Annotated in this window: 17 protein-coding genes and 1 pseudogene; 4 read left to right on the forward strand and 14 right to left on the reverse strand. The window is 57.3% G+C overall.

Annotation, left to right across the window (positions count from 1 at the left end; genetic code table 11):
* Window positions 1–298: 298 nt before the first annotated feature.
* From YUU_RS51585 to YUU_RS56570, 10 genes and pseudogenes are all read right to left on the reverse strand, one after another.
* On the reverse strand, window positions 299–1,270 hold the full coding sequence (locus tag YUU_RS51585; RefSeq protein WP_035663231.1) for a nodulation protein NodZ: 972 nt from the start codon (window positions 1,268–1,270) through the stop codon (window positions 299–301).
* 428 nt (window positions 1,271–1,698) lie between these two features.
* A pseudogene (locus YUU_RS51590) lies at window positions 1,699–2,788 on the reverse strand (IS5 family transposase).
* Between the two features lie 73 nt (window positions 2,789–2,861).
* Window positions 2,862–4,910 carry a carbamoyltransferase gene (locus YUU_RS0124560; RefSeq protein ID WP_027524788.1) on the reverse strand — a complete coding sequence of 683 codons (2,049 nt, stop codon included), beginning with the start codon at window positions 4,908–4,910 and terminating at the stop codon, window positions 2,862–2,864.
* 89 nt (window positions 4,911–4,999) lie between these two features.
* Entirely contained in the window at window positions 5,000–5,788 is a 789-nt protein-coding gene (locus tag YUU_RS0124565) for an ABC transporter permease (RefSeq protein ID WP_027524789.1), read from the reverse strand.
* Window positions 5,788–6,702 (reverse strand): nodulation factor ABC transporter ATP-binding protein NodI, encoded by a 915-nt coding sequence (nodI, locus tag YUU_RS0124570; protein ID WP_027524790.1) that lies wholly within the window; start codon window positions 6,700–6,702, stop codon window positions 5,788–5,790. Before nodI ends, YUU_RS0124565 begins: the two co-directional genes overlap by 1 nt.
* Before the next feature lie 9 nt (window positions 6,703–6,711).
* Window positions 6,712–8,418: a nodulation protein NodU gene (gene nodU, locus YUU_RS0124575; RefSeq protein ID WP_027524791.1), complete on the reverse strand. Its 1,707-nt coding sequence runs from the start codon at window positions 8,416–8,418 to the stop codon at window positions 6,712–6,714.
* Window positions 8,419–8,443: 25 nt separating this feature from the next.
* The gene (nodS, locus tag YUU_RS0124580) at window positions 8,444–9,055 is read right to left on the reverse strand and encodes a nodulation methyltransferase NodS (RefSeq protein WP_027524792.1); all 612 of its coding nucleotides are present in this window, start codon (window positions 9,053–9,055) and stop codon (window positions 8,444–8,446) included.
* 14 nt (window positions 9,056–9,069) lie between these two features.
* Complete coding sequence (gene nodC, locus YUU_RS51595; RefSeq protein WP_084801531.1) at window positions 9,070–10,383, reverse strand: chitooligosaccharide synthase NodC; 1,314 nt, start codon at window positions 10,381–10,383, stop codon at window positions 9,070–9,072.
* Window positions 10,384–10,398: 15 nt separating this feature from the next.
* A complete protein-coding gene (nodB, locus tag YUU_RS51600; protein WP_051389870.1) occupies window positions 10,399–11,058 on the reverse strand; it encodes a chitooligosaccharide deacetylase NodB in 660 nt (219 codons plus the stop codon).
* Window positions 11,055–11,648, reverse strand: coding sequence for a NodA family N-acyltransferase (locus YUU_RS56570; protein WP_084801532.1), 594 nt, complete (start codon window positions 11,646–11,648; stop codon window positions 11,055–11,057). The genes nodB and YUU_RS56570 overlap by 4 nt, the downstream gene beginning before the upstream one ends.
* A 932-nt stretch (window positions 11,649–12,580) precedes the next feature.
* Here YUU_RS56570 and YUU_RS51605 point away from each other — a divergent pair.
* Entirely contained in the window at window positions 12,581–13,570 is a 990-nt protein-coding gene (locus tag YUU_RS51605; protein WP_051389871.1) for a LysR family transcriptional regulator, read from the forward strand.
* A gap of 318 nt (window positions 13,571–13,888) precedes the next feature.
* On the opposite strand, the gene YUU_RS0124605 is transcribed toward YUU_RS51605, so the two are convergent.
* From YUU_RS0124605 to YUU_RS0124610, 3 genes are all read right to left on the reverse strand, one after another.
* Window positions 13,889–14,998 (reverse strand): branched-chain amino acid ABC transporter substrate-binding protein, encoded by a 1,110-nt coding sequence (locus tag YUU_RS0124605; protein ID WP_027524794.1) that lies wholly within the window; start codon window positions 14,996–14,998, stop codon window positions 13,889–13,891.
* A gap of 133 nt (window positions 14,999–15,131) precedes the next feature.
* The gene (locus YUU_RS56575; RefSeq protein ID WP_084801533.1) at window positions 15,132–15,590 is read right to left on the reverse strand and encodes a MerR family transcriptional regulator; all 459 of its coding nucleotides are present in this window, start codon (window positions 15,588–15,590) and stop codon (window positions 15,132–15,134) included.
* A gap of 231 nt (window positions 15,591–15,821) precedes the next feature.
* Complete coding sequence (locus YUU_RS0124610) at window positions 15,822–16,040, reverse strand: hypothetical protein (protein WP_245288080.1); 219 nt, start codon at window positions 16,038–16,040, stop codon at window positions 15,822–15,824.
* 898 nt (window positions 16,041–16,938) lie between these two features.
* On the opposite strand from YUU_RS0124610, the gene YUU_RS0124615 reads away from it, so the two are divergent.
* Window positions 16,939–17,838, forward strand: coding sequence for a LysR family transcriptional regulator (locus YUU_RS0124615; protein WP_027524796.1), 900 nt, complete (start codon window positions 16,939–16,941; stop codon window positions 17,836–17,838).
* Window positions 17,839–17,942: 104 nt separating this feature from the next.
* Complete coding sequence (gene poxB / locus YUU_RS0124620) at window positions 17,943–19,679, forward strand: ubiquinone-dependent pyruvate dehydrogenase (protein WP_027524797.1); 1,737 nt, start codon at window positions 17,943–17,945, stop codon at window positions 19,677–19,679.
* Between the two features lie 140 nt (window positions 19,680–19,819).
* Here poxB and metC read toward each other — a convergent pair whose 3' ends face one another.
* Window positions 19,820–21,061, reverse strand: a complete 1,242-nt coding sequence (metC, locus tag YUU_RS51610; protein ID WP_051389872.1) for a cystathionine beta-lyase — start codon at window positions 21,059–21,061, stop codon at window positions 19,820–19,822.
* Window positions 21,062–22,029: 968 nt separating this feature from the next.
* Between metC and YUU_RS0124635 the strand changes: the two genes are divergently transcribed.
* On the forward strand, window positions 22,030–23,121 hold the full coding sequence (locus tag YUU_RS0124635; protein WP_027524799.1) for a histidinol-phosphate transaminase: 1,092 nt from the start codon (window positions 22,030–22,032) through the stop codon (window positions 23,119–23,121).
* Window positions 23,122–23,154 lie beyond the last annotated feature (33 nt).

The following is a 23,154-nucleotide window of genomic DNA, read 5'->3' on the forward strand; positions in this document are numbered from 1 at the left end:
ACGACAGCCTGTTGCGCGCGGCATACATCTCAGAACAGCGGCACTCACCGCCGCGCCCGCAACGATGCCCGCTACGCCCGCTAATCGAACGTTACCAGCCCCGTACGTCAGGTTTGTCGGCTCAGTGGCCGCTCGATTCGACGGTGAGCTCGTTTCGGCGCAATGAGCTAAATTAGAGCGACGACCTCGACTTCCACGGCGCCCAATCGGCAAAAGGCCCGCCACCCTCGGCACGGCGGCAACAACAGAACAAACACAAAGTCGCGGCACGATCGGCGAGAGTGTAAGGGCATGCAGCTTATAAGATCGGGTGATGCTCGGACGACTCATCGATCAAGATCAGACGGGTCGGATCATCCAAATCGAACTCGATAACGCGCGGCGCGACAAGGCGCGCATAGCGCGTAAAGGCGCTGGTCGGCGGAAAGCGAATCACGGTATCGCATCGACCGAGGAGGTACATCTCGATCAGAGCGGAGAATCCTCCCTCCGCTCCCAGTTCTGCGCTGTGCAATGGCCCTGCTTGAACCGCCTGGAAGCGCTTTGAGATAGTAAAGAGGTCGGGAAACATGGCCGACACCCGATCCAGAATTTTCGGGCTGTCCGTACATAAAAACACTCTCACTGGCTTTTCGCGGGGCGATGCCTTGGCCTTTTCGATGGCAGTGCATACCTGCCGCAACGCACGCTCCGGATCGGCCCAGTATGGCGTGTGCCCCACGATATCTTCGCCATTGCCGTGTCGAACATGAACCCCAATTACGCTGCGACCCTTGAAGTGCTCCTGATAGATCGCGTCAATCCGAGCTTGAACTTCGGACCGCAGTTTGACGGCCCGAAATACTTGTCGCTCGGCATCCTGATCACAACCCCACATCAAACAAGCATCACACACCACAGTATTCGCGTGAGTGTCATCCCGGGCTTCGAAGAGCTGCCTCAGCTCATCGCGTTCGCGGAAAATCTGTTCGTCTGGTCGATAAACGCAGTCGAAGGATGGCCGATTCCACCAGGTTGGAAAAAAAGGTCCGGGAAAAGAGAGTTGATTGATCCGATCATCGCAAATCACGGGTACACCGGCGATGTCCTGAATTGGCTCGAAGAACACCCCAAAGGCGTTGGTGAAGGGGTCATCGAGATAACAAGATCCGCGCCAATCGATAACCAGCGTACGCCCTGTCCGCTTGGCGTATTGCCAAGCTGACGCGAGCGACCACAGGCAATCACCGAAACCAGTACGTCGCCGGGAAACAACGAACCTGTCTTTCATGGACCACCATCAATTAGCATTTTACCGTCCTCGTCACGACAGACCGGACGGATCAGAACGTAGGGAGCTCTGCGTAAGATCTCCAGAGGTCATCGCGGCCTTATTCGTCGATCGACGTTTAGCAGGCTGTTGAAGAAGTCGCCGATCGACCGGCGATAAAGGGAATGTCGTCGCCGCCTTCGAGGCATATTTCACCTTCAAGGGAGCCATCGGCGAGCTTTTCTGCCCAACCACGACCTCTTGCGGGCTCCATCTCGTCGCTGCCATCCCGTGTGAACTCGACGGCATCGCCTTCGCAACGACCCTGGATTACCCCGTGAGGCAATGCAGGGCAAACTCACCGCCTTCGTTTGTGAACAGAATGTAGGAACCTGCCCCAGCCATGTCGTGATCCGGCGTTTCCACGACGTGCCATTTGCCCCGCACGCTCATAGCTGCAGCGCCACCAGCTTGGGCAGGCGGATCAGATTGTAGGCCGCAAGCGCCACACACGCTCGCGACCCCGTAGCTTTACCTTGGCCAGACCGGCGGAACTCTTGATCCATCCGAACACCCCCTCAACGCGCTTGCGGCAACGTTGGCCGAGCTCGTAGCCAGCATGGCGGGTGGTGCGGGCGTCGACCGCCCTCTTGCGCGGGACGCCTGTCTTGCTGAGGTGTCCATTGATCGCGATGTGCGGCGTCACCGATCGTTCTCTCAAGTCGTGCACGAACTGCGTAACGTCATAGGCCTTGTCCGCGCCGAGCGTGATCCGCCGCCCTTGGGGATAGCGGCTATCAATCAACGCCAGCGCTGTCTCTCGTTCGGCAGTGCCGGTGGCCTGGCTGACGATGCCGCCGGCCGCCAGGCCATGACGGTTCTCCATCAGAGCATGCCCCATGTAGCAGAGCTTGGCCGGCCGCCCGTCTCCCTTCTTGTACAGCCGGGCCTCCGGGTCGGTCGTGCTTTGGTGCGTCTCGTTTGAACGCTTCTCCTTGTGGAAGCTACGCTCAGCGTTGCGTCCCGGCCCCTCACTGTCGTTGTCGTCTCCGTCCTTCTGCGGAAGCTCTTGATCGAAACCCACGCCTCGATCAGCATGCCGTCCACGGAGAAGTGGTCGCTCGACAGCAGCCGCTTCACTTGCGGTTGAGCCAGTACCGCCGAAAGGAACTTAACGGCGATCTCACCTTCTAACAGCCGGTCGCGGTTCTTGGAGAAAGTCGAGTGGTCCCACACCGGATCGTCTACGTCCAGACCAACAAGCCAGCGGAACAATAGGTCGAACTCTAGCCGCTCCATCAATTGTCGTTCCGAGCGAATGCCATAGAAGGCTTGCAGCAACATGGCCCAAAGCAGCCTCTCCGGTGCAATCGAGGGCCGGCCAAAGTCCGTGTAAAGCCCCGCAAAAGCTGTCGATAGATCGCTCAGTGCAGCGTTTATGATCTCCCGGATCTTCCGTAGGGGGTGATCCGGGCGAACCCGCGCTTCAAGGTCCACGTAACTAAACAGCGATCCTGACCGCTCGTCCGATCCCCGCATCCTGGCCTCCCGATTCAACCATCGAGAGATTCACGTCCAACGCCATCTCGCCAGAGATTTCTTCAACAACCTGTTAGGCTGGCTCTGCCATACGATCGCAGTCGTTCTGCACCCAAGTAGCGCGTGAGGGAGGATGCAGGCGAACACGCCGCTGATCCCATAGGCTCCGTAGTTCTTTGACGAGAACTTCGCGCTCGGCCTGATCCAATGTCATCGAATTGAAGAGGTCGCGGAGGACGGCTTCGCCTTTGATCCTCATCAGCAGATCGAACACGTTATCTGAAATGCGCACACCACCACCGCCGGAAAAGGTCATGCGGATCTCGCATACCGTCTCCTGTCGATCTCGTGCTGTGTGTGCGCGGACGCGATACAGGGATGCATAAGGCGGCAGTGAAACCGCGAGCGAGGTCCAATCCTCGAGCGTTGCAGCGCGCTTTTTGACAAGGAACGGCCCAACTACGAGAGCATCGAGTTCGGTCGTCAGAAATGTCGCAACAGCATCTGCAACCGAATCCACGATCGGCTCGGCATTGTTGTTAAAGGAGGTATTGAGCAGAACCGGGATGCCCGTCCGTTTCTTGAACTCATCGATAAGCCGCCAGTAGGCTGGATTCGACCTGCGCGACACTGTTTGCAGCCGAGCAGTACCATCAACATGCGTAATGGCGCCCAGCAAGCCGCGCTTGGCATCACGTACGCCAACTACGAAGTTCATGAAGGGAAATTCGCCCGTTCCGGCCGGGAGATCGAAATATTCGCGCGCATCCTCCTCCAATACGGAAGGCGCGAACGGTCGATAGCCCTCGCGCTTCTTGACCATCGCGTTTATGCGATCCTTGTTCGCCGCAGGTCGGGGATCGGCGAGAATACTGCGGTTACCCAGCGCACGTGGTCCGAACTCCGACCGACCCTGCACCCATCCGATTACTGCGCCGTTTGCCATCCAATCGGCCGCTCTGCCCGCCACGTCATCGCTGCGTTCGACGTCGAGATGTCCGGCCCATGCCGCCAATTCCTGCTCCACGGCACGCTCGGTCCCGAGATCTGGCCCCCAATAGACCTCCTTCAGCCGCTCGCGCGGCGCGGGCCGTCCAACCTCATCAGATGCCATCAACGCAGCGCCTAGGGCGCAGCCTGCGTCATGCGCCGCGGGTTGCACGAAGATCTCCTCGAAAAGCCCCGAATACAGCAGCTTACCATTGACGGTGCAGTTGTGGGCCACACCACCAGCCAAGCATAGCCGCTTCATGCCCGTGGCTTCGCGGTAATGCCGAACTATGTGAAACACGATTCGTTCGAGCGCTTCCTGCAATGACGCGCTGACATCTCGATGCTGCTGGGTGAATGGCATTCCTTTTCGTCGGACCTGAATATTGCGGACCAACGCCGGTCCGATGCGATCCAGGTAGAGCCGGTAGCCCCCGTTCTCAGAGAGCTCGTAGAACCGCTCAAACAGCTTGCGATAAGGCGCGGGATCGCCATAAGGAGCAAGGCCCATGACCTTGTATTCATCGAACAAGCTATAACCCAGATACCGGATCGTCTCGAGATAAAATAGCCCCAAAGAGTTGCTCTCCGGGAAGCTCTCGAGTTGATTGACTTCGCTTCCGGACCCGATCGCTACGAGACCGGAGAGAAACTCACCACCGCCATCGATTGCGAGGACCAGACTCTGCTCAAATCCGGACATTGCAAATGCACTTACTGCGTGCGCCTGGTGGTGACTTACGAATGAGACGCGCGATGGATCAACTTCGGTGTTGAACTCCTGAGCTAGCATCGTCCGGAGCAGGAGCCTGGCATCAATCGGAATGGCGTCGGATGGCTGCGAGACAAACAGGCGTTCGAGCATTGCATTGCAATACGCTTCGGTCGCATAGAACGCGATGCGATCGACGTCGCTAAGTCGAACACCGGCAGCATCGAGACAGTATTGGATCGAGTTGCTTGGAAATTTATTGGAATGCTTGACCCGATTGAGGCGTTCTTCTTCGACGGCCGCTATCACACGACCGTCACGCACGAGCACAGCAGCGCCGTCGTGAAGAAATGTACTTGGAAGCTCGGGTCGGAATTCAAACACCTTGTCTAATCCGCCGCTCAATCCGAGACACAGCATCTTACTCTCCATCTATTGTAAGAGGGCTCTATTGGGACAACCCGGCTCACAGTTGCTCGCTGCGGCGTCGTGTTTTCCACTGCGGCCTCTCAGCGCATGAGGCGCCGGAGAAGTAGCGCAACCGACAACAAGAATGGCACGACCGCATAAATGCAGAGTGCGCCTATATGCATACCGACGCTGCCGATTGGCCGCCCGAGCATCGCCGGGCGAATGAGCTCAATCGAATGCTCCAGCGGCAACAGGCCTGCTACGAACTGGAAGGCCGCGGGCAACTGATTGATCGGAAACACTGCGCCGCAGAGGAACACCATGGGTGTAAGGACGAGTGTTTGGTAGAATACGAAATAGTCGTAGCTGGGCGCTAGGGATACGATGACCATCGCCAAACTCGCGAACACGAAACCAGTAAGAGCGATTGCGGGTAGCGCATACAGCATGGATGGCCACGCCGCGTAACCCAGTCCCGCGGCAACGATTGTGATGCCTGTGCCGGCCAGCACCGCCTTGCTGGCTGCCCATGCCACTTCTCCGAGCAGGATGTCGCCAAGAGTAAGCTGTGTGCACAGCATTGCCTCCCAGGTCCGTTGCGTGTGCATGCGGGCGAACGTTGCGTAAATCGTCTCGAAGCTTGCGGAAGTCATCGCGCTGGTCGCGACCATCCCGCCCACCAGAAAATCGATATAAGAAGTCCCGTTTACACGACCGACGATGAGTCCGAGGCCAAAGCCAAGACCGAGTAGATTGGTCATCGGATCGGCGAGATTGCCGAGAAGCGAGGCAAGCGCGACCTTCCTCCATGCCAGATAGTTGCGTCGCCATACCGCTACCCAGTTAGACGCATTCGCGGGCATGGCCGCGCCATAAGTCATTCTCATCATATCTCTATCTCGCGTCCGGTCAGTCGCAAGAACACATCCTCGAGGTTCGGCGGACGCTCCAGAAGGCGCAAACCCACAGCCCCTCGCAACTGCTTCCGCACCTGCTCCAGATCGGGCGCATAGCAAAAGATCGTCTCGCCGCTTAGTTCGATGCGCTGCGCGTAAGGCCTGATCAGCTCAATAGATTCCTGCGGCTTGCCACCATAGATCTCCATGACATCGCAGCCGATCTGTTCGATGATGAGCGCCTGAGGCTCGCCTTCGGCGATCTTGCGTCCTTCCTCAAGCACGCAGAGCCTATCGCACAAGCGCTCGGCCTCTTCCATAAAATGGGTCGTCAGCAGGATCGTCTTGCCGCGCGCAAGTAGCGCACGCAGGCGCTCCCAGATCAGATGGCGCGCGTGCGGATCAAGACCGGTCGTTGGTTCGTCCATAACAAGCAGATGCGGGTCGTTGATCAGCGCGCGTGCCAGCACCAGTCGGCGCTTCATGCCGCCCGACAACTCGGCAACGCGCGCATCCGCCTTGCTCTCGAGGCGGGCAAATTCGAGAAGTGATGGAATGACCGCACCGATTTCACCTGCGTTCATGCCGAAATAGCGCCCGAACACCAGCAAGTTCTCGCGGACCGTGAACTCGTTCTCGAGGTTGTCGAATTGCGGGACCACGCCCACGCCTGCGCGTGCCAAGCGAGCGTGTGCCGGTACTTGCTTGCCGAGCACCGTAATCTGGCCAGAGTCCGGCGGCACCATGCCGAGTATCATACGCACAATGGTGCTTTTGCCCGCACCATTTGGTCCGAGCAGTCCGAAGCATTCTCCCGCTGCAACGGTGAATGCCAGCTCGTTGACAACGGCTTTGCCGCGGTATGATTTGTTTACAGCGGCAAAATCGATCGCTACGCTCGACATGCGTCCATCTCAGCTTGTCAGAGCCAGCTCGGACGACGGCACCTTGACTTCGAGCGTTTTGGTCCAGAGCAGGCCGTCGCACCAGATATGTTCGATGCGCCCCCATTTGCAGGCAGCCGCGACATCGGGGAAGAAGCCCCGTCCATGGTGATTGGCGCTGGTGTTGCAAAGCAGCGGAATGCCCGTGAGTTTTTCATATTCAATGAGAAGTTCAGCAACCTTATGCTGGGATGTTCTGCCAATCGTCTGTAATCGTGCGGATCCGTCGAGGTGCACAACGGCGGGGATTCTGTCTCGCCACTCTGGCCGCGTCTGATGGTCGAAGAGCATGTAAGGGTCCGGCGATCCAGGATCGAAAATGTCCGACGCTCGGTCCTCCAGGCATATTGGCGCAACCGGACGGAAGTGTTCGCGGAATTTGATGTCGTTGAGATAGTCCTTCATTTTCGGAGATGTCGCGGCAGCAAGAATGCTCCTGCCACCCAAGGCGCGTGGGCCGAGTTCGGCGCGGCCGTTAAGGAAGACCACGGGCTTATCAGTTGCGAGGAGTGCGGCAAGCTCGCTTATGCTGCAGGGCGCTGCGTCCCATCCCGCTGATGCATCGCCGTCTGCAAGGGCCGGACCACTATAGACCGACCACTCGAGGGGCACGAAACCTTTGTCCGCCACCATTGCCGAGCAAGCGGCTCCGATTGCTGAACCACTGTCATTCGGGAACGGCGGCACCCAAACCGCATCGAACAGGCCAGTCGCACGTAACGCACTGTTCCATTTGATGTTAAGACCGCAACCACCGGCTATGCATAGATTGCGCGGCCCCGGAAAGGACGAATGCCGAAGCAAAGCAAGACCCATCTCCCGCACGAGCAGACGCTCAAGGAAAATATGAAACGATGCAAGTACATCCTCAGGTCGCTTGGTGTCTAATCGAAGTGCGCTTTCTTCCAAGAATTCGTGCGTAGCCGCAAGCGACGCCTCGGCATTATTTATGTTCGCGCGGTAACGCCGAGCGTGCTCCGTGTCCGCCGCAAAGCGCTTCTCATAGACTTCCCTAAACACCGTCACAACGTCTTCATCAGGCGCCCCCAGACCGATATAGGCCATCAGTTTGCCCGCAACGCCAAGGTCCCAGTTGGTCCGGTTCGGCTGCCGATACGGCCCGAAGTGGTGGCCTGCGACAGCATAAGCATGGCCTATCATCGGGAATAGGCATTCGAGGAAGCGGCCCCCGCCCGGCTCTACATGATAAAGTCGTGGAAAGATGCAGCCATCCCATACGAGGCAGAAGGCCGGTTCTTTCGTTTTCGCGAACGGGCTAGTGCAGTAAGCGGAGGCAACATGGCCCGTGACGTGCGCATAGCTCTTATAGGAGAAACTCTCGCCCTCGAGCACCAGCCCATCCCCCTCGTGTGAAGATAGGAGCCCATCGGGACGTTCAACGTACGGTGCGCCTTTGAGCGTCAGATGTTCCGACCCACTCAGGACCTGGAATTGCGTTTCGATTTCCCCGTCCCAACCGTCGATAACGAACTGATCAATATCGCGGGGATGAAGGCCGTGTTCCGCCAATGTGAGAACAACTGTGTCGAGATTCTCGATGGCTGAGTACCGTCGGTTGTTCTCGCGTTTCTCATGCTCGATGCAAAAGACCAGACGTCCATCCTCTACAAGAGCGATGGACCCGTCGTGCGTCAGCTTGATGCCACAGATGCGCATAGTGCCTCGATGCTAAGGTCGGTTTTTAGATGGAAGGGAAGACCGAATTCCGAAAACAAGCGAGCAAGCAATCTTCGTTGGCCGACTCGCCCTGACATTGCACCCGGTCGACCTCGACCAATGTTTCGTTCAACATTGCGATGATCGTTTCGGCGCCGGCAGCATGTCCCCAGCCGCGGCAGGTGGCATCACGAGCTGATCCGAAAACCAGATGACCATTCGGCGCAAGCATTCCCACCAAATTGCCGATGGCCGTACGCATCTCGGCAATATCGCGGAGGTAGTAGAGCACTTCCGCCACCACGATCAAGTCGAACCGTTCCGTTCGAGAGAACCGCTGAATGTCAGAGACTATCCATGTGATGTGCGACCATCGCTTCGTCCGTTGACTCGCCCGACCGATCGCTCGCGGCACGACGTCGACGACTGTAAGTCGTCCGCAGTGGGGCGCCAGCTTCTCCGTGAATGCGCCGGCTGCGCACCCGACCTCGAGCGCATTCGTGATGAAGCCGTTGGAAAGCGAAAGCCGGAGCATTTGCGTATGACGCTCTCGCTCGAACGGATTGCCGTCCAACCGCCATGGATCATCGGCAGTTAATTCTCGTTCTAACGATTGATAACTGTTATCCGGGTTCATGAGCTATCCGCTTCTCAGTCCGCATCGCTTGCCGCTGCAAGTGCGGTCGTGTCACTGCTAGTTGGACGGCACGAGCTGCGAATCGGAACTGCGGATCCCGAAGGCCGGATCGGGTCTGGTTGGGACTCTGCCTTGGCTGACTTGCGTGAGAGCCAATCGCTATTGCTTAGCGTACACAACGCATAGGCCTTTACCGGAAGTAGCAGAAAGATATTGATGGGCGTGTGCAGAGCAAAAGCGAAGAATCGCAGTTGACGAGCACGCAAGGCAGCTACGCCGCATCTCACCATGGTCATTGATGCGACTATCAGAACTGTCCACCATGGCACAGTGGCCGTAAGTGCGAGCTGCGCAATGCCCGTTACCACCGAAAGCGCCAGAAGAAGCGGACCGACGTTTTGCCCGATAACGTCCAATGTCAGGTATCGATCCAGACGGGGCAAAAGACGCAACGCAAGTAGGGTATCTCGGAAAGTGCTGCGGGCCCAGCGAAGCTGTTGGCGCAGATACGGCCCTACCCTGTCTGGAACGACTGTTGCGGCGTACGCGTCCGGAACGTACTCAGTTCGAAATCCTGCTTTCAGCATAAGAATCGTCAGATGGCGATCCTCACCAAAATCGCTCGGCTTTCCTCGGAAGAATTGCGCTTCGTACTGATCCAGCAGCAGATCGAGAGCTGATCGTCGGTACATGGCACATGGACCGCAGCAGCACATGACCGCGCCGAAACGAGCTTGAGCTGCGCGCTCTTCGTTGCACGCCAACCAGTACTCCATGTCGATCAACCGAGTTAACCAAGTGGCGCTCCGGTTGCTCGCCGTCAGCTGCCCCATGGCAGCGCCGATCTCATTATCTTGCATCCTCAGTGCAAGCTTCCTGACCACATCGGTCGCGAGTATCGTGTCCGAGTCGACGTTGAGGACCAGATCTCCGGATGACCGGCGGATCGCGGCAATCTGTGCCTTCCGTTTTCCAACGTTCTTTCGCAGGAGAATAAAGTTGAACCTTGAATCGTACGCATAGGCATGATGGACGGGTGCCACATCCTCGCGATTTCCAGAACCGTCATCGACCACGTAGACGCGTAGCTGCCCGACGTAGTCTTGGCTCGCAATGGATTCTAGGCATGCCGACAGCGTGCGCGGGTCCTCGTTGAAGCAGGGCACGATTACATCCACGCTGGGCATCGATTCAGGGCCGCCCCCATCCGATGACACCGACGACACTCGTGTCGGCGAGGCATGGAACGCCTGCACGGACTTGTAGACCGCGGAGAGCAACGCATAAGACGAGACGACAACAGTACTAGTTGTGGCAAGCAGGTTCATTGGGACGCCAATTGTTCAATGAGTTTGCGGAAGCGGGCGGATCGCGAAACCGCGATCGTGCAAGGCTGGAATAAGTTGGGAGAGTGCCTTCACCGTCTGGTGGCGCAGACCGGCATGAATGCCCCGTCCCAACTCGTCGGGCGGGCATCCATCATGCAGGAGAACGATCGCACCTGGGCGGACAGAGGCTAACACTGTTTCGACGATCGTATCCACGCCGGGACAGGACCAGTCGCGCGGGTCCACTGACCAGTGGAGAGCGTTAAGTCCGGCCTTCGCTGACTTGGCCAGCACTGCTTCGGTCCAAATGCCATACGGCGCGCGCACGCGTCGCACCGAGGCCTGAGGGCATGCGCTCCTGATGGCGCTACTCGCGGTCATTATTTCAAACTGCACTTCGTCGGGGTCGCATCTGGACAGATCCGGATGTGTCATCGTGTGGTTCGCGACCTCGTGCTCTTCCGCGATCATCCGACGGATCAGCTTTGGCTCATCCGTCGCGTACGTGCCAATGACGCAGAACGTCGCCGGCGCGCGGTACTCCGCCAGCACATCGAGAATATCCGGCGTGCAGTATGGATTAGGCCCGTCATCGAACGTCAGATAGACGCTGTGGCGAGCGGTGTCCGTGAGGCGCTTGCTGTCCGCTTCGAAGAAGCAACTAGTGTGTTTCACAGCTCTGGCCCATTACGCTCGATGACTGTGCCGGTGGGCCACTCGCTCATCGACCGCGCTATAGGGAACACTACAAGCAGCGCGTCATCGACCCGAGTTGGGGGCAGGTTGGCATAGATATCCGGAAGAGTTGATCGGACGCGAATGCCCGGAACGATTGTCGCCATTCCTGGGCGGCCGAGCAGCCTAAAGATGTGCTCTTTGAGTTCATGTCGAACCGTACCGAAGCCGAAGGGGACGCCGAGCTCCTGCAACACGGGATACATCACGCGCATGGAATGACTGATTCCGAGTCCTTCGAGATCCGGACGTACCGCGTACAATCCAAGTTCGGCCACCAACAGATCGATTTCACCGACTTTGATGAACCGGCGCAATGCGCCGATATGAGCCGCCACGCCGCGATCATCGTAGCCAACTACCCGGAGTTCCGGTCTCGCGCCGGCCCAGCTTCGATTGCCTTCAAACGGTTTTGCGTTGAACGCCCCGGTCGGCCCGTAGGCGCTTCGAAAGAACTCGGAGATTTGGACGTGGTCGGCGAGTTGTAAGTCATTTTCCCAGCACGTCCTCCACTGGAGTTGAGGGCGCATGAAAGACTCTCCTGCTTCTTGCTACGTTCCTGAGGCACGCATCAAGCGAGCGACGGGCAGTGTGACGGTACTCGTTCGATGGGGTCGTCAGCGAATGGGGGGAATGTTGGCTTGTGGACGGCGTTAAGATCGCATCGCGTGGGGAGCCGGCCAATTTGCATGCTCCTCTGGTGTGTGCCGCGGCTCATTATCGCCGTTGTCTCCAGGCGAGTGGCGACCGGCTCTGTTACAGGTCGCGCTCTGTCTACTGTCTCAAATCCTCCGCGGCCGCGATGTGTGGTACTCAAGTTATCGAAGGACCACCCAGTTACCCAATCATATCGAGGTAGACGCCCTCCATTGAATGGTATGCGGAGCATATACGATGGTTTAAATCGCGCTCCTGGCCGCATTATTGAGCCGCCTACAGTTGCAGTGGGAGACGACCCCATTGTAGAAACTGTCTCGAACGGGCGACGGGGCTGCGACTCCGCTGCAAGCGACGTCACGCTCCTCTGGCCGCACGGCAGATATGCTGATCGCGGGCACGGAAAGCAGGACACGAGGGTGTTAGCCGCGGCTTCATTTGCCTCGTCCAATATCTGGCGCCGAGCTTGATGCGCGCGACGAACTTGTTGCCGCTCATTTGTTCTCTTAAAGCGGGCATGACGGCTCGCCGCGTGTGCGCTCGGCCAGCGCTCGCATGAGTGGTTAACACTGGAATCGATGCAATGCATTCGGATGTGACAATACAATGACGGACGCCGAGCTAAGCTGTTGCGCACAACCGCTGACGACACTCCATCACCAATGCTTGCGATTTGCGGTGCCACGCTCTGCTTCTCCGAAACCTACCCGATTGCTCAGGTACTGGAGATTTCCTAGACGGCGCCGAGCGAATTCGTAAAATCGATTGTTTGGATGAGAAACATCTACACTGCGGATAGGTGACAATGCGTTTCCGAGGGCTTGATCTTAATCTCCTCGTCGCGCTCGATGCTCTGATGACCGAGCGCAACCTCACGGCAGCAGCACGCAGCATCAACTTGAGCCAGCCGGCCATGAGCGCGGCGGTTGGCCGCCTACGCGCGTATTTCAAAGACGACCTCTTTACGATGAAGGGCCGCGAACTTATTCCGACTCCACGTGCGGAAGCCCTCGCTGCTCCAACTCGCGAGGCTCTACTTCACATCCAGTTCTCCATTACCTCCAGGGATACATTCAAACCGAGCGAGTCTGAGCGGCGCTTTAGGATCAGCCTGTCTGACTTTGCTACGGTCGTGTGGTTTCGACATGTCGTGGAGCGTGTCGCACGAGATGCGCCCGGCGTCAGATTCGAGTTGATGCCTCTCGCGAATCCGTTCGATCACCCTCTCCAACGCGCCGAAATCGATTTTCTTATCGTGCCAGAGCTATACATGTCGGACGCGCACCCCAAGGCGACCCTTTTTGACGAGACACTCGTGTGCGTCGGCTGCCGCTCGAACAAGCACCTATCGCGGCAGCTTACATTCGAGAGGTACATGTCATTGGGGCATGTCGCGGTCAAGTTCGGGAGCAATCGAGTGCCTTCCATAGACGAATGGTTTATGCAAGAGCACGCCATCAAGAGACGCGTTGAGGTCGTCGTGCAAAGCTTCAGCATGATCCCTCCCATGTTACTTGGAACCAACCGAATAGCGACGATGCCCCTGACGCTCGTGAAGTATTTCGCAAAGGCGATGCCGCTGCGGATCACTAAACTCCCGCTACCGCTTCCGGGCTTTACCGAGGCCGTCCAATGGCCTTCCCTTCACAATACTGATCCAGCAAGCATATGGATGCGTGAGGTTTTGTTGCAGGAGGCAGGGCGCCTGGTCTCTCGCCGCGCCAAGACACGCCTACGGCATCTTCCGAACCACTCTTCGCAAGCTAAAGACACAGCGGTAGATGCTTCGGAATGACAATCGCGGTTCGCAGGACCTTCGCTCGCTCCAAGGAATGTTGGCTCTACGACAGTGAGAAGTCACGAGTCGATACAGCTTTCCGTCCCCGGTGATTCTTCGGCGTCGGCTCTTTTCCGCACATTCTTCCTGTCAAGCAGCTCGAGCGTTCTCTCCCTGATTCACCCGGCCACGTTGATCGCGGTGTCTTTCGACCTGCGATGGTTGCCTCGGAGGATCGCATTCTCGTCCACCGCAACTCTATTGGGCGATCGACTGGCCAAATCAGGCGGCGGGCTTGTTGAAGTTCAGGTCGTTGGTTCGGTCACCGCTACTGGTCTACTCGACCCTCTCGATCGTGTTGTCGCGCCAACGATTGACGACGAAACCGGCAGACGCATTGTCGCCTTTCGCATCAAACCGCACGTGGCCAATCACGGTTTCAGCTTCTTGCGAACGAAGCGCTTTCGCAACGCGCAGAGCGTTGAAGGAGCCAGCGCGCCTCACCGCAAGGGCCCACGCCTGTACAGCCGCATAAGCATAAAGCGTGTAGCCTTCCGCAGTTCGTCTTGTTGCTTTCAACCTGGCTACGACGTCGGCCGCCCCCGCGTTCTTGGTGGCATCGAGCATGAATGTGAAGAGTGTGCCATTTGCGGCACTGCTGGCAATCGCCCAGAATTCGCCCGTCATCAGCGGGTCGTTAGCCATGACCGTGAGATGAGCGTGTGCCTCAGCGGCTTGGCGTACAATTAGGCCTATCTCGGCGTAATAGCCACCAATATAGGCGATTTCGATACCTTCCTTCTTCATTCTTGATACCAGCGCGGTGTAGTCTTTTTCGCCGGCCATATAGCTTTGCCGCATGATAATCTGCAGACCCGCATCTTGAAGACGAGACGCAACGACATCTGCAATGCCCTTGCCGGCTGTGCTCTTGTCATCGAGGACGGCAATCTTGCTCTTGGAGTGGTGCTGCAGGATATAGTTGGCGGCCACTACACCTTGCTGGTCGTCACGGCCACAGATCCGAAACACCGTTCGCAGACCCCGCTCGGTCAGCTGAGGATTGGTTGATCCGGGCGAAATCTGAATAGTTCCGGATTCAGCGTAAACGTCGGAAGCGGGAATTGAGGAAGAAGAACAATAGTGGCCAACAACCAACCTAACCTGATCAGCCGCCAGCCGATTGGCTACCGCAACGGCCTGCTTCGGATCGCAGGCGTCGTCGGCGACAGTCAATCTAATCTTGAATTCTGGAAGCAATCTGGAAGAGTTCAAATCATCGACGGCCGCACTTGCGCCGTAAAGCATCTGAGCACCAACCGCAGCGTTGCTGCCTGTCATAGGTCCGGCCACTGCAACGTAAACATCATCGGCGGAGGCGCCGGAGACCAACACGAAAGCAAGGACCGCTGCACAGGCAAATGAACTCATGCGAAGGAACGCCATTTGAGGCCCCTGACGTCGGCTGATTCGCGCTACAATATGCGCTCGTTTTGGCACCTGCGTCGTGGTTGTTGTAGCACGCATAACGTCGCGCTGTTGACCGATCGTTCGCGCAACCCTCGTTCTCCTGCCGCCACTATCGATCCGCATCATCGGGAGCGCGTGCCCGCCGACGCGTCTGACCACAGCTCTCTCGCGACATTGCATCAAGGCGAGCGGGTAGCTCGTCAACACTGACATCCGATTCCGTATTCTTCGTGATGTTGCGCAGACGATCGCGCAACTTTGTTGCACGCGCGACCTGAAGCTCCGCCCGTTCCAATTGCTCGCTCAATAGGTCAGGAAGCGAGGTTCTGCCGTCCATCGCTTTGCGAATCTCTCGAAGAGAGAATCCGAGCTCACGAAGCGCCAGAATATGATAAACTCTTCTGAGGCTTTCACAGTCGTAGATCCGGTGACCACCGCACGTGCGCTGCGAGGCGGCCAGCAATCCCGTGTGCTCATAGTGACGCAGAGTGCGCACCGTCACGCCGGTCGCATCCGCAAGTTCACCGATGCGTCGCCATCGACGCCTGAGTACTGTAGGTCTGGTCATGTTTCTCAGTTTTCAAACCTACAACCTAACGCCACGTGAGGTTCAAGCGGTTTTGACGGCCGGGAGATCTTGTTGCGAAGTTTTCGCTCGAGATATCGAACTTTGCCTTCCGGGGAAGCGCTTCACCGGGCGGATGTGACATGCAAGAAGCCAGCAGCAACCACACTGTAGACTTCGCGTCGGATGACCTCGTCATGGGCGCATCCAGAGAAGCATTGGACCTCTGCTGAACTAAACGGCAGAAGCAATGGCTACCATCAGCTTCCTGAGGAGGACCAATTCGGCCTGACCAGCGGCTGTGCGTCCAAGCACAAGCTTGGCGATCTCCGTTCTGTTGATGGGAGTTCGCATACTAGCCGGCAGCGCCGCCACCGCCTCGTCAAAGATCTTTCCCAACATGGAAAGGTCTTCCGGATCGAAGACACCACTTCTTACCTGCAACACTTGCACCGTCTCTCCTGTCGAACATCGTGTCGGCGGCTCGGCTCCTTGCAAGAGCATTTGTCTGCGTTAGGGCAAAAAGAAGACCGACCTGCGGCGCGCGCCCATGCGCAGGTCGATTTGTCGCGCGATGCAACATGAAAGCGCGCTGGCCCGATGGAGGCGTGCAAACGCAATAACGACTGGATTATTCTTACTCGTCGACTGGATGTTTCCTAGTGCACAGGGGCGGAAGGAGATGCCCCAGACGCAACGTAGGTGTAGCGACCGTCAGGGGCATTCATGTGCAGAGATCGTGAGATCATTCACGCTCTTCGGCGTTCTTTCGCGGTCGTTTTGATCTGGCTTGCACCGAACTGCCCAGCGCTTAGACAAACGCGTCCGGAAGACTGAGCAGTTTTCGAGCATTTGACACGCCAAGGCATGCAGCACAGATTTTTTGCCTGAAACACGAGGCGGTATACACCCGAGCGGCAGTTCCGATCGACCTCGTCACCAAGTCGAGAGAGCCGTACTGCCTTTTCCGGCACGGCCTCAACGTTGCGCTGCCTCTAGTTGGAGACGATGCGCAGAGAGATCATCGGCGGAAGTTCAGACACCGGGGCCCGATCCTGATTCCGATTGCATTCAAAGAGAATGTTGCTACTAGCGAAAAATGAGCCGCTTGTAATCCTGGGTCGGCGCCAACAAAGAACCACGCTGCGACACTCGACATCAAAGCAGCGTGTCGAGCCGATCACGACCTCGCCGCAAAGTGCAAGAGCATGACCAATATGTAAGACAACTCGTCCGGAAGAGAAAACCCGCGCTAAACAAGCAAGAACAAGAAAACAATTTTCGGCCTGAAGCTCGCGGCTCTCTCTCGAATGAATTGATCGACTAGAGTCTATTCGATTTTGGAATTCACATGGAGTTTCGGACATTACGTGCTTTCGTCGAGGTCGTACGGCAAGGCGGGTTTTCCAAGGCCGGCAAAGTCGTATTCGCGACTCAGTCCACGGTCAGCAAGGCGGTCAAGCAGCTCGAGGATGAGATTGGCGTGCCGCTACTTGATCGGATCGGCCATCGCAGCAAGCTTACCGCCGCCGGCGAAATCGTTTACCGCCGTGCGATCAGGATTCTGATGGAGCGGGACGATCTGATTTCAGAACTGGGCGATCTGCGCGGCCTTGACTGCGGCATTCTCAAGCTCGGTCTGCCACCGGTGGGTAGCGGCACGTTGTTCGCAAAGCTATTTGCGATCTACCGCGAACGTTATCCGGGCGTCGATATCCGGCTCGTGGAGTACGGAAGCGAGCGGCTTGAGGAGGTTTTGCTATCGGGGGAGATCGAACTTGCGGCTTCGCTTCTCCCGGTGTCAGAAGGCTTTGAGTGGCAGGACGTCAAGCGCGAGCCCCTTACTGTCGTGCTACCGGTGAATCACGAGCTTTCGGGGTGCCGATCCCTTGATCTTCCGGCATTGCGGGATCTACCGCTCATTCTCTTCGAAACCGGATTTGCATTGAACCGCGTGATTTTAGACGCGTGTCAACGGCACGGCTTTGAGCCCCGAGTCGTCGCGCGTAGCAGCCAGATTGATTTTATCGTCGAGCTTGCTGCGACGGGTATGGGGGCCGCTTTTCTGCCCCGGATGATCGCGGAACAACGCAAACATCTGTCGATCGCCAGGGTGCCGCTCGATGAAGCTGATATGGACTGGCACATTGCAATGATTTGGCGCCGCGGTGCTTATCTGTCACATGCCGCGAGGGCGTGGCTAGATCTGGTGGCTTGCACGCGCGAAGACAATCATGCCAGTGGCGACTGAATTGCAGTCGAACAATTCATTTACGCGATATCGCGCTGCGCCGTAGATATGTTTGCGAGGCATTCGCGCTTCGCTAAGTCAATCTCTCGGACGAGACATGGGTCATGGCGCAGTCTGTTGCAGATCAGTTCGCACACACTCTTGCTGAGGTGGGGGTCAAGCGCATCTATGGAATCGTTGGGGATAGCCTGAATGGCCTTACCGATGCGATCCGCCGTCACGGATGCATCGACTGGATTCATGTCCGGCACGAGGAAGTGGCCGCCTTTGCGGCCGGTGCCGAGGCACATCTGACCAGCGAGCTCGCCGTCTGTGCCGGAAGCTGCGGGCCAGGCAATCTCCATCTCATCAACGGCCTTTTTGATTGTCATCGTTCGCGCGTGCCAGTGCTTGCGATCGCTGCACATATTCCTTCCGCAGAGATCGGCGTGTCGTACTTTCAGGATAGCCATCCCGAGATCCTCTTTAGAGAGTGTAGCCACTATTGTGAGCTGGTCTCTGGCGCCAATCAGATGCCACGCATCCTTGAGGCAGCCATCCGCGAGGCTGTGGCAAAGCGCGGCGTTTCCGTTGTCGTCATTCCCGGTGATGTCGCGCTTCGTCCTGCGGCCGATAGGATGCGGCCGAAGCTCGCTGGGTTGCGGCCTCCGCAGCCGGTGATCTCGCCGAAGGCCGCCGAACTCGATAGCCTCGCCGACATGCTGAACAGAGCTCAGCGGGTAACCGTTCTTTGCGGGTCTGGTTGCGCCGGAGCCCATGAAGAACTGCTGGCGCTCGGCGAGCGGCTGAAGTCGCCGATCGTGCATGCTCTGCGCGGCAAAGAATGTGTGGAATGGGACAATCCTTACAACGTCGGCATGACCGGGCTGATCGGCCTTTCTTCGGGCTATTACGCCATGGCCGATTGCGACGTTCTTTTGATCCTTGGAAGCGATTTCCCCTATCGCCAGTTCTATCCTCAGGGAAGCAGCGTACGGATTGCGCAAGTGGACATACGTCCGGAACATCTAGGTCGCCGGGTGGCTGTCGACCTCCCGGTGGTTGGTGATGTCCGCACAACTCTGGCGGACTTGCTGCCACGTCTGTCTTCCAAGTCCAATGATGAGCGTCTCAAGAGAGCACAACAACACTATGCCCGGACCCGCAAACAGCTGGACGGGCTAGCCGAGATCAAGCCAGGTAGCCAGCTCATCCATCCTCAACAGGTCGCTAAAGCAATCAGCGACCAGGCGGCTGACGATGCCGTTTTTTCCTGCGACGTCGGCCTGCCTACCGTCTGGGCCGCGCGTTATTTGGCGATGAACGGTCAACGTCGCCTCCTCGGCTCGTTTTGGCACGGTTCAATGGCCAACGCCATGGCTCAGGCTATCGGGGCACAGGCCACGTATCCTCGTCGACAGGTGATCTCCCTCTCGGGCGACGGTGGCTTTACGATGCTGATGGGCGATTTGCTGAGCCTTGTGCAACTCGACCTGCCAGTGAAAGTCGTCGTCTTCAATAACGGTACTCTCGGCTTTATCGAGTTGGAACAAAAGTCGACGGGATTGCTCAATTTCGGGACCGAGCTCAACAATCCAGACTTTGCCGAAATTGCCAGAGCCGCTGGTATGTATGGGGTGCGCCTTGAACATCCCTCGGAGGTAGACGACGGCATCGCCGCCGCGCTCGCGCACGAAGGGCCAGCTTTAATCGACGCCGTCGTCAATCGGACCGAGCTCGCCGTGCCGCCTTCCGTCACGATGGAGATGGCCAAGGGCTTCTCTCTCTACACGCTTAAAGCAATTGTGAATGGCCGGACCGATGAGGTCATTGATCTTGCCAGGACAAACCTCTGGCGCTGAGACCATGAGACACTGCGCGGCCGCGCATTGCCGCTTTCATGTCCCACGCATTCGACGAGACGTTCGTGCCTTACTGATGCGTGTCAGCGCCGCAGCCTCAAGGCACCTTTGCGACACTACTTAAGGTTAAAGCACCAGCGTTAACTGACTACTTGGCATTGACTGACGAGTTCGCTCATTTCCTGGCGCACAATGCCATCAGTTGCAGCGTTGCAGGCGGCGTTCAGTGCGTTGTGCATGTCCGCGATCAACTCGTTGGGACTCTCCAGGCCCGCGTGTACGCGAATCAGCGGTCCTGCGAACGCGTGCGAGGCTTCCGTTCGCTTTGGTGGCTCGACAAGCAGAGCGAGACTTTCGTACCCGCCCCAGGACAGACCAATTCCAAAGAGGCGCAGGCTACTGAAGAGAACCGAAAGTTGTTCCCGTGACATAGGCTTCAGAACAATCCCGAAGAGTCCACTGGCGCCCAGAAAATCCCTTTTCCAAATGATATGGCCGGGATCGTCGGGAAGGGCCGGGTGCAACACCCGGTCGACAGCTGGATGTGTCTGCAGGCTTTGCGCCAGAATAAGGCCATTTTCCCAATGCCGCTTCATGCGCAAAGCCAGACTACGCAGTCCCCGGAGAGCCAGATAAATGTCATCTGGTCCGCCAATTTCGCCGAAATGGTGCGCAGTAGACTTCAGTGCAGGCCATGCCGGTTCATTCGCAGTTGCAACGCCAAGAAATGCATCGGAATGGCCAACGATATACTTCGTCGCGGCCTGGATCGATATATCGACCCCATGCTCGAATGGTCTGAAATACAGAGGTGTCGCCCAGGTATTGTCCATGATCACAAGCGCGCCCGACTGATGTGCAATGGCCACGAGTGCTGGCACATCTTGAACCTCGAAGGTCGTGGACGACGGCGACTCCAGATAGATGGCCCGTGTATTTGCGCTGATCTTTGCCGCCAATTCTGACGGGCGGGTTGGACAAAAATACTGTGCCTCGATCTGCAGTCTCGCAAGAACGCTGTCCGCGAAGGCTCTCACAGGCGCGTAAACGCCGTCGCTGATCAGAATAGCGTCGCCGGCCTTTAGACACGCAAGCAGCGAATGAGTGCAAGCAGATTGCCCTGATGGGAAGAGAATCGAACGGAAGCCACCCTCTAACTTGCAAACGGCCGCTTCAAGCGCGCGAGACAGGGGCGAGCCAAAGCGACCGTAGCTCGGAGTGTCTTTGTTCCGGATATCCCAATCCTCCAAGGTCTCCGAAACAATGGTCGAACCGCGGTAGATCGGCACATTCACCATCCCGGCATGTTCGGCCGGCGCACGACCTAGGCGACAAAGTAGGGTTTCTGTGTCTCCTGGCTCCTTGTCGTTCAGATCCTCCATGGCAATTTCTCTTCCATCGCATTTCCTTCCCGCTCGCGCCATATGGGCACGCTCTATGGGCACGCTCTCGAGCGACCTACCCACTTCGACCGCATAGCTTCTGCAACAACAATGCCACTCTCGAGCAATGCTACTGCAGCTTTCTCGCTCCCTTTGGCGATGAATGAAAGGTCAATGCGGCTTTGAGCTCGTTGTCGCTCACGCAATTTTGTGGGGCGGCTGCCTCGCTGCACTTTTTTGTTCGACCAGTTTCTTTATGGCTTGGCGATTTCGTCGATCGTTAGCGCGCTCGAGTCTCATTGTAGCGAGTAGGACACATTGTCCAATGACTATCGGCCCCCTTGAAACGAACGTAGGGTCAAGTTGTACACTACCAGAACAAGTAGGGCATCGGGGCCGTCGATGGCTCTGGAACAAGGGTTGTGAATGTCTCAAACGCAAATGTTTGCGCCGCGTCAGTCTGTCACGCTCCTCGATCACGTCCAAGAAAGCGCCCAAGAGCATCTATATCTCCCTGCTGGAGAACAACTACGACGTCCCTCAACTCCAAGCATGACCAGCAGCCACACGGCGGGCATTCTTGAGGTCCGCCGTTACCGAACAGCAGACATCGATCTGTCTGAATTCACCGCCGACAGTCTTCATCGAGATGTCGATGTAGTTCTCCAGGCCGACGATGCGCCTTCGCTGGAGTTGAACAGCACCCAATACGGGTATCATGGGGTAGCACACATCCGACCGGCTCGCCCCTCGCAATACAAGGAACGAGTAACGCAAGTTGCGGTTTCGCTCCTGTATTCATGCAACTGTTAGGATAGATATCTAAAAGCGGGTGAAGCCCGCGCCGTCCGACTGTGAAGAGACAGGTCGGCCTGCTGGTGCGGAAGCTCATGCGCCAAGACCAGAGTGTTCAGCCAGATCGGACCATCGCCATGCTCAGAACCCATGCTTTTCGACAGAGCGACCACATGTCAGACGCAAGGCTGCTAAGCGCACTCTCGTCCCTCTCGCACGTGGCAAAACAGTTAGATGTTGCACCGCCTGCTCCGCCCGCGCTTGATGCTAATTGCGTCAAACTCAACATGAACGAGAACCCATTCCCGTTGCCGCCAATCGTCAGACAAAGCGCGATTGCCGCCCTTGAGCAGCATTATCTGTATCCGGAAAACGAGAACGCCGACTTACGCGAGGCGGCGGCCTGTGTGTACGGCCTGTCCGCCGATCAGGTGATTGCTGGGAACGGATCGTCTGAACTTCTCGGTCTCGTCTACAAAGCGTTCCTCGCTCCGGGCGACACCGTCGCGATGATATCGCCCGGATTTTCGTTCAACCGCAAGCTCGCCATGTTGCACGAAGCTCAATTTCTGGAGGTCGGGTGGGGTAAGACCCATTCCTTACCCACGCACCAACTGCTTTTCGGTCCCGCCAGAGATGCCAAGTTCATCGTGCTGGCCAATCCGAACAATCCGACGGGAACGTTTGTTCCAATCGCCGATATCGAAAGGCTCGTAGCACAATCGGATCGACTGATCGTGCTCGACGAAGCGTATGTCGACTTTGCGCCCGATAACGGACTACGGCTCGTCAACCGCTATTCAAATCTTCTGGTACTGAGAACTTTTTCGAAAAGTTATGCCACCGCGGGCCTTCGCATCGGCTTCGGCTTCGGTCACCCCGAGCTCATCGGCAGGCTGCGTACCATGCAGAACCTCTTCAACATGAATGTGATTGGTCATGCGGTCGGCGCGAGCATCATTGCGCATCGGGCCGCCTTCGAGGAGAACCACCAACGTATTATGCTTGCAAGAGAGCGAACGACAATTGAGCTGTCCAAACTTGGGTTTTCGGTATTGCCTTCCCACGCCAATTTTTTGCTGGCTCGGGTGCCCGGCGAGCACGATGGCGCTTGGTGGCAAGCCGCATTGCAGGGCCACAACGTGCTTGTTGCATTCTTTCCTGAAAACGGTCTCGAAAATTTCATACGCATTGCAATCGGCACAGACACGCAAATGGATACGTTTCTTTCAGCGGTCGGTGACATTTCCAGATCTTCGCTCTAAGCCAAGCCGATAGCTCTCCTGCTGCAATTCTCG

The sequence above is a fragment of the Bradyrhizobium sp. Ec3.3 genome, assembly GCF_000472925.1.
Lineage (GTDB): Bacteria > Pseudomonadota > Alphaproteobacteria > Rhizobiales > Xanthobacteraceae > Bradyrhizobium.

Bases quoted from the DNA above. Each gene is read 5' to 3' on its own strand.
- nodI (WP_027524790.1), bottom strand. From the start codon at position 6,702: ATGTCGAGCGTAGCGATCGATTTTGCCGCTGTAAACAAATCATACCGC.
- nodC (WP_084801531.1), bottom strand. From the start codon at position 10,383: ATGAACCTGCTTGCCACAACTAGTACTGTTGTCGTCTCGTCTTATGCG.
- nodU (WP_027524791.1), bottom strand. From the start codon at position 8,418: ATGCGCATCTGTGGCATCAAGCTGACGCACGACGGGTCCATCGCTCTT.
- YUU_RS51585 (WP_035663231.1), bottom strand. From the start codon at position 1,270: ATGAAAGACAGGTTCGTTGTTTCCCGGCGACGTACTGGTTTCGGTGAT.
- nodS (WP_027524792.1), bottom strand. From the start codon at position 9,055: ATGAACCCGGATAACAGTTATCAATCGTTAGAACGAGAATTAACTGCC.
- YUU_RS51605 (WP_051389871.1), top strand. From the start codon at position 12,581: ATGCGTTTCCGAGGGCTTGATCTTAATCTCCTCGTCGCGCTCGATGCT.
- YUU_RS0124615 (WP_027524796.1), top strand. From the start codon at position 16,939: ATGGAGTTTCGGACATTACGTGCTTTCGTCGAGGTCGTACGGCAAGGC.
- YUU_RS56570 (WP_084801532.1), bottom strand. From the start codon at position 11,648: ATGCGCCCTCAACTCCAGTGGAGGACGTGCTGGGAAAATGACTTACAA.
- YUU_RS0124565 (WP_027524789.1), bottom strand. From the start codon at position 5,788: ATGAGAATGACTTATGGCGCGGCCATGCCCGCGAATGCGTCTAACTGG.
- YUU_RS0124635 (WP_027524799.1), top strand. From the start codon at position 22,030: ATGTCAGACGCAAGGCTGCTAAGCGCACTCTCGTCCCTCTCGCACGTG.
- YUU_RS0124605 (WP_027524794.1), bottom strand. From the start codon at position 14,998: ATGGCGTTCCTTCGCATGAGTTCATTTGCCTGTGCAGCGGTCCTTGCT.
- metC (WP_051389872.1), bottom strand. From the start codon at position 21,061: ATGGAGGATCTGAACGACAAGGAGCCAGGAGACACAGAAACCCTACTT.
- YUU_RS56575 (WP_084801533.1), bottom strand. From the start codon at position 15,590: ATGACCAGACCTACAGTACTCAGGCGTCGATGGCGACGCATCGGTGAA.
- poxB (WP_027524797.1), top strand. From the start codon at position 17,943: ATGGCGCAGTCTGTTGCAGATCAGTTCGCACACACTCTTGCTGAGGTG.
- YUU_RS0124560 (WP_027524788.1), bottom strand. From the start codon at position 4,910: ATGCTGTGTCTCGGATTGAGCGGCGGATTAGACAAGGTGTTTGAATTC.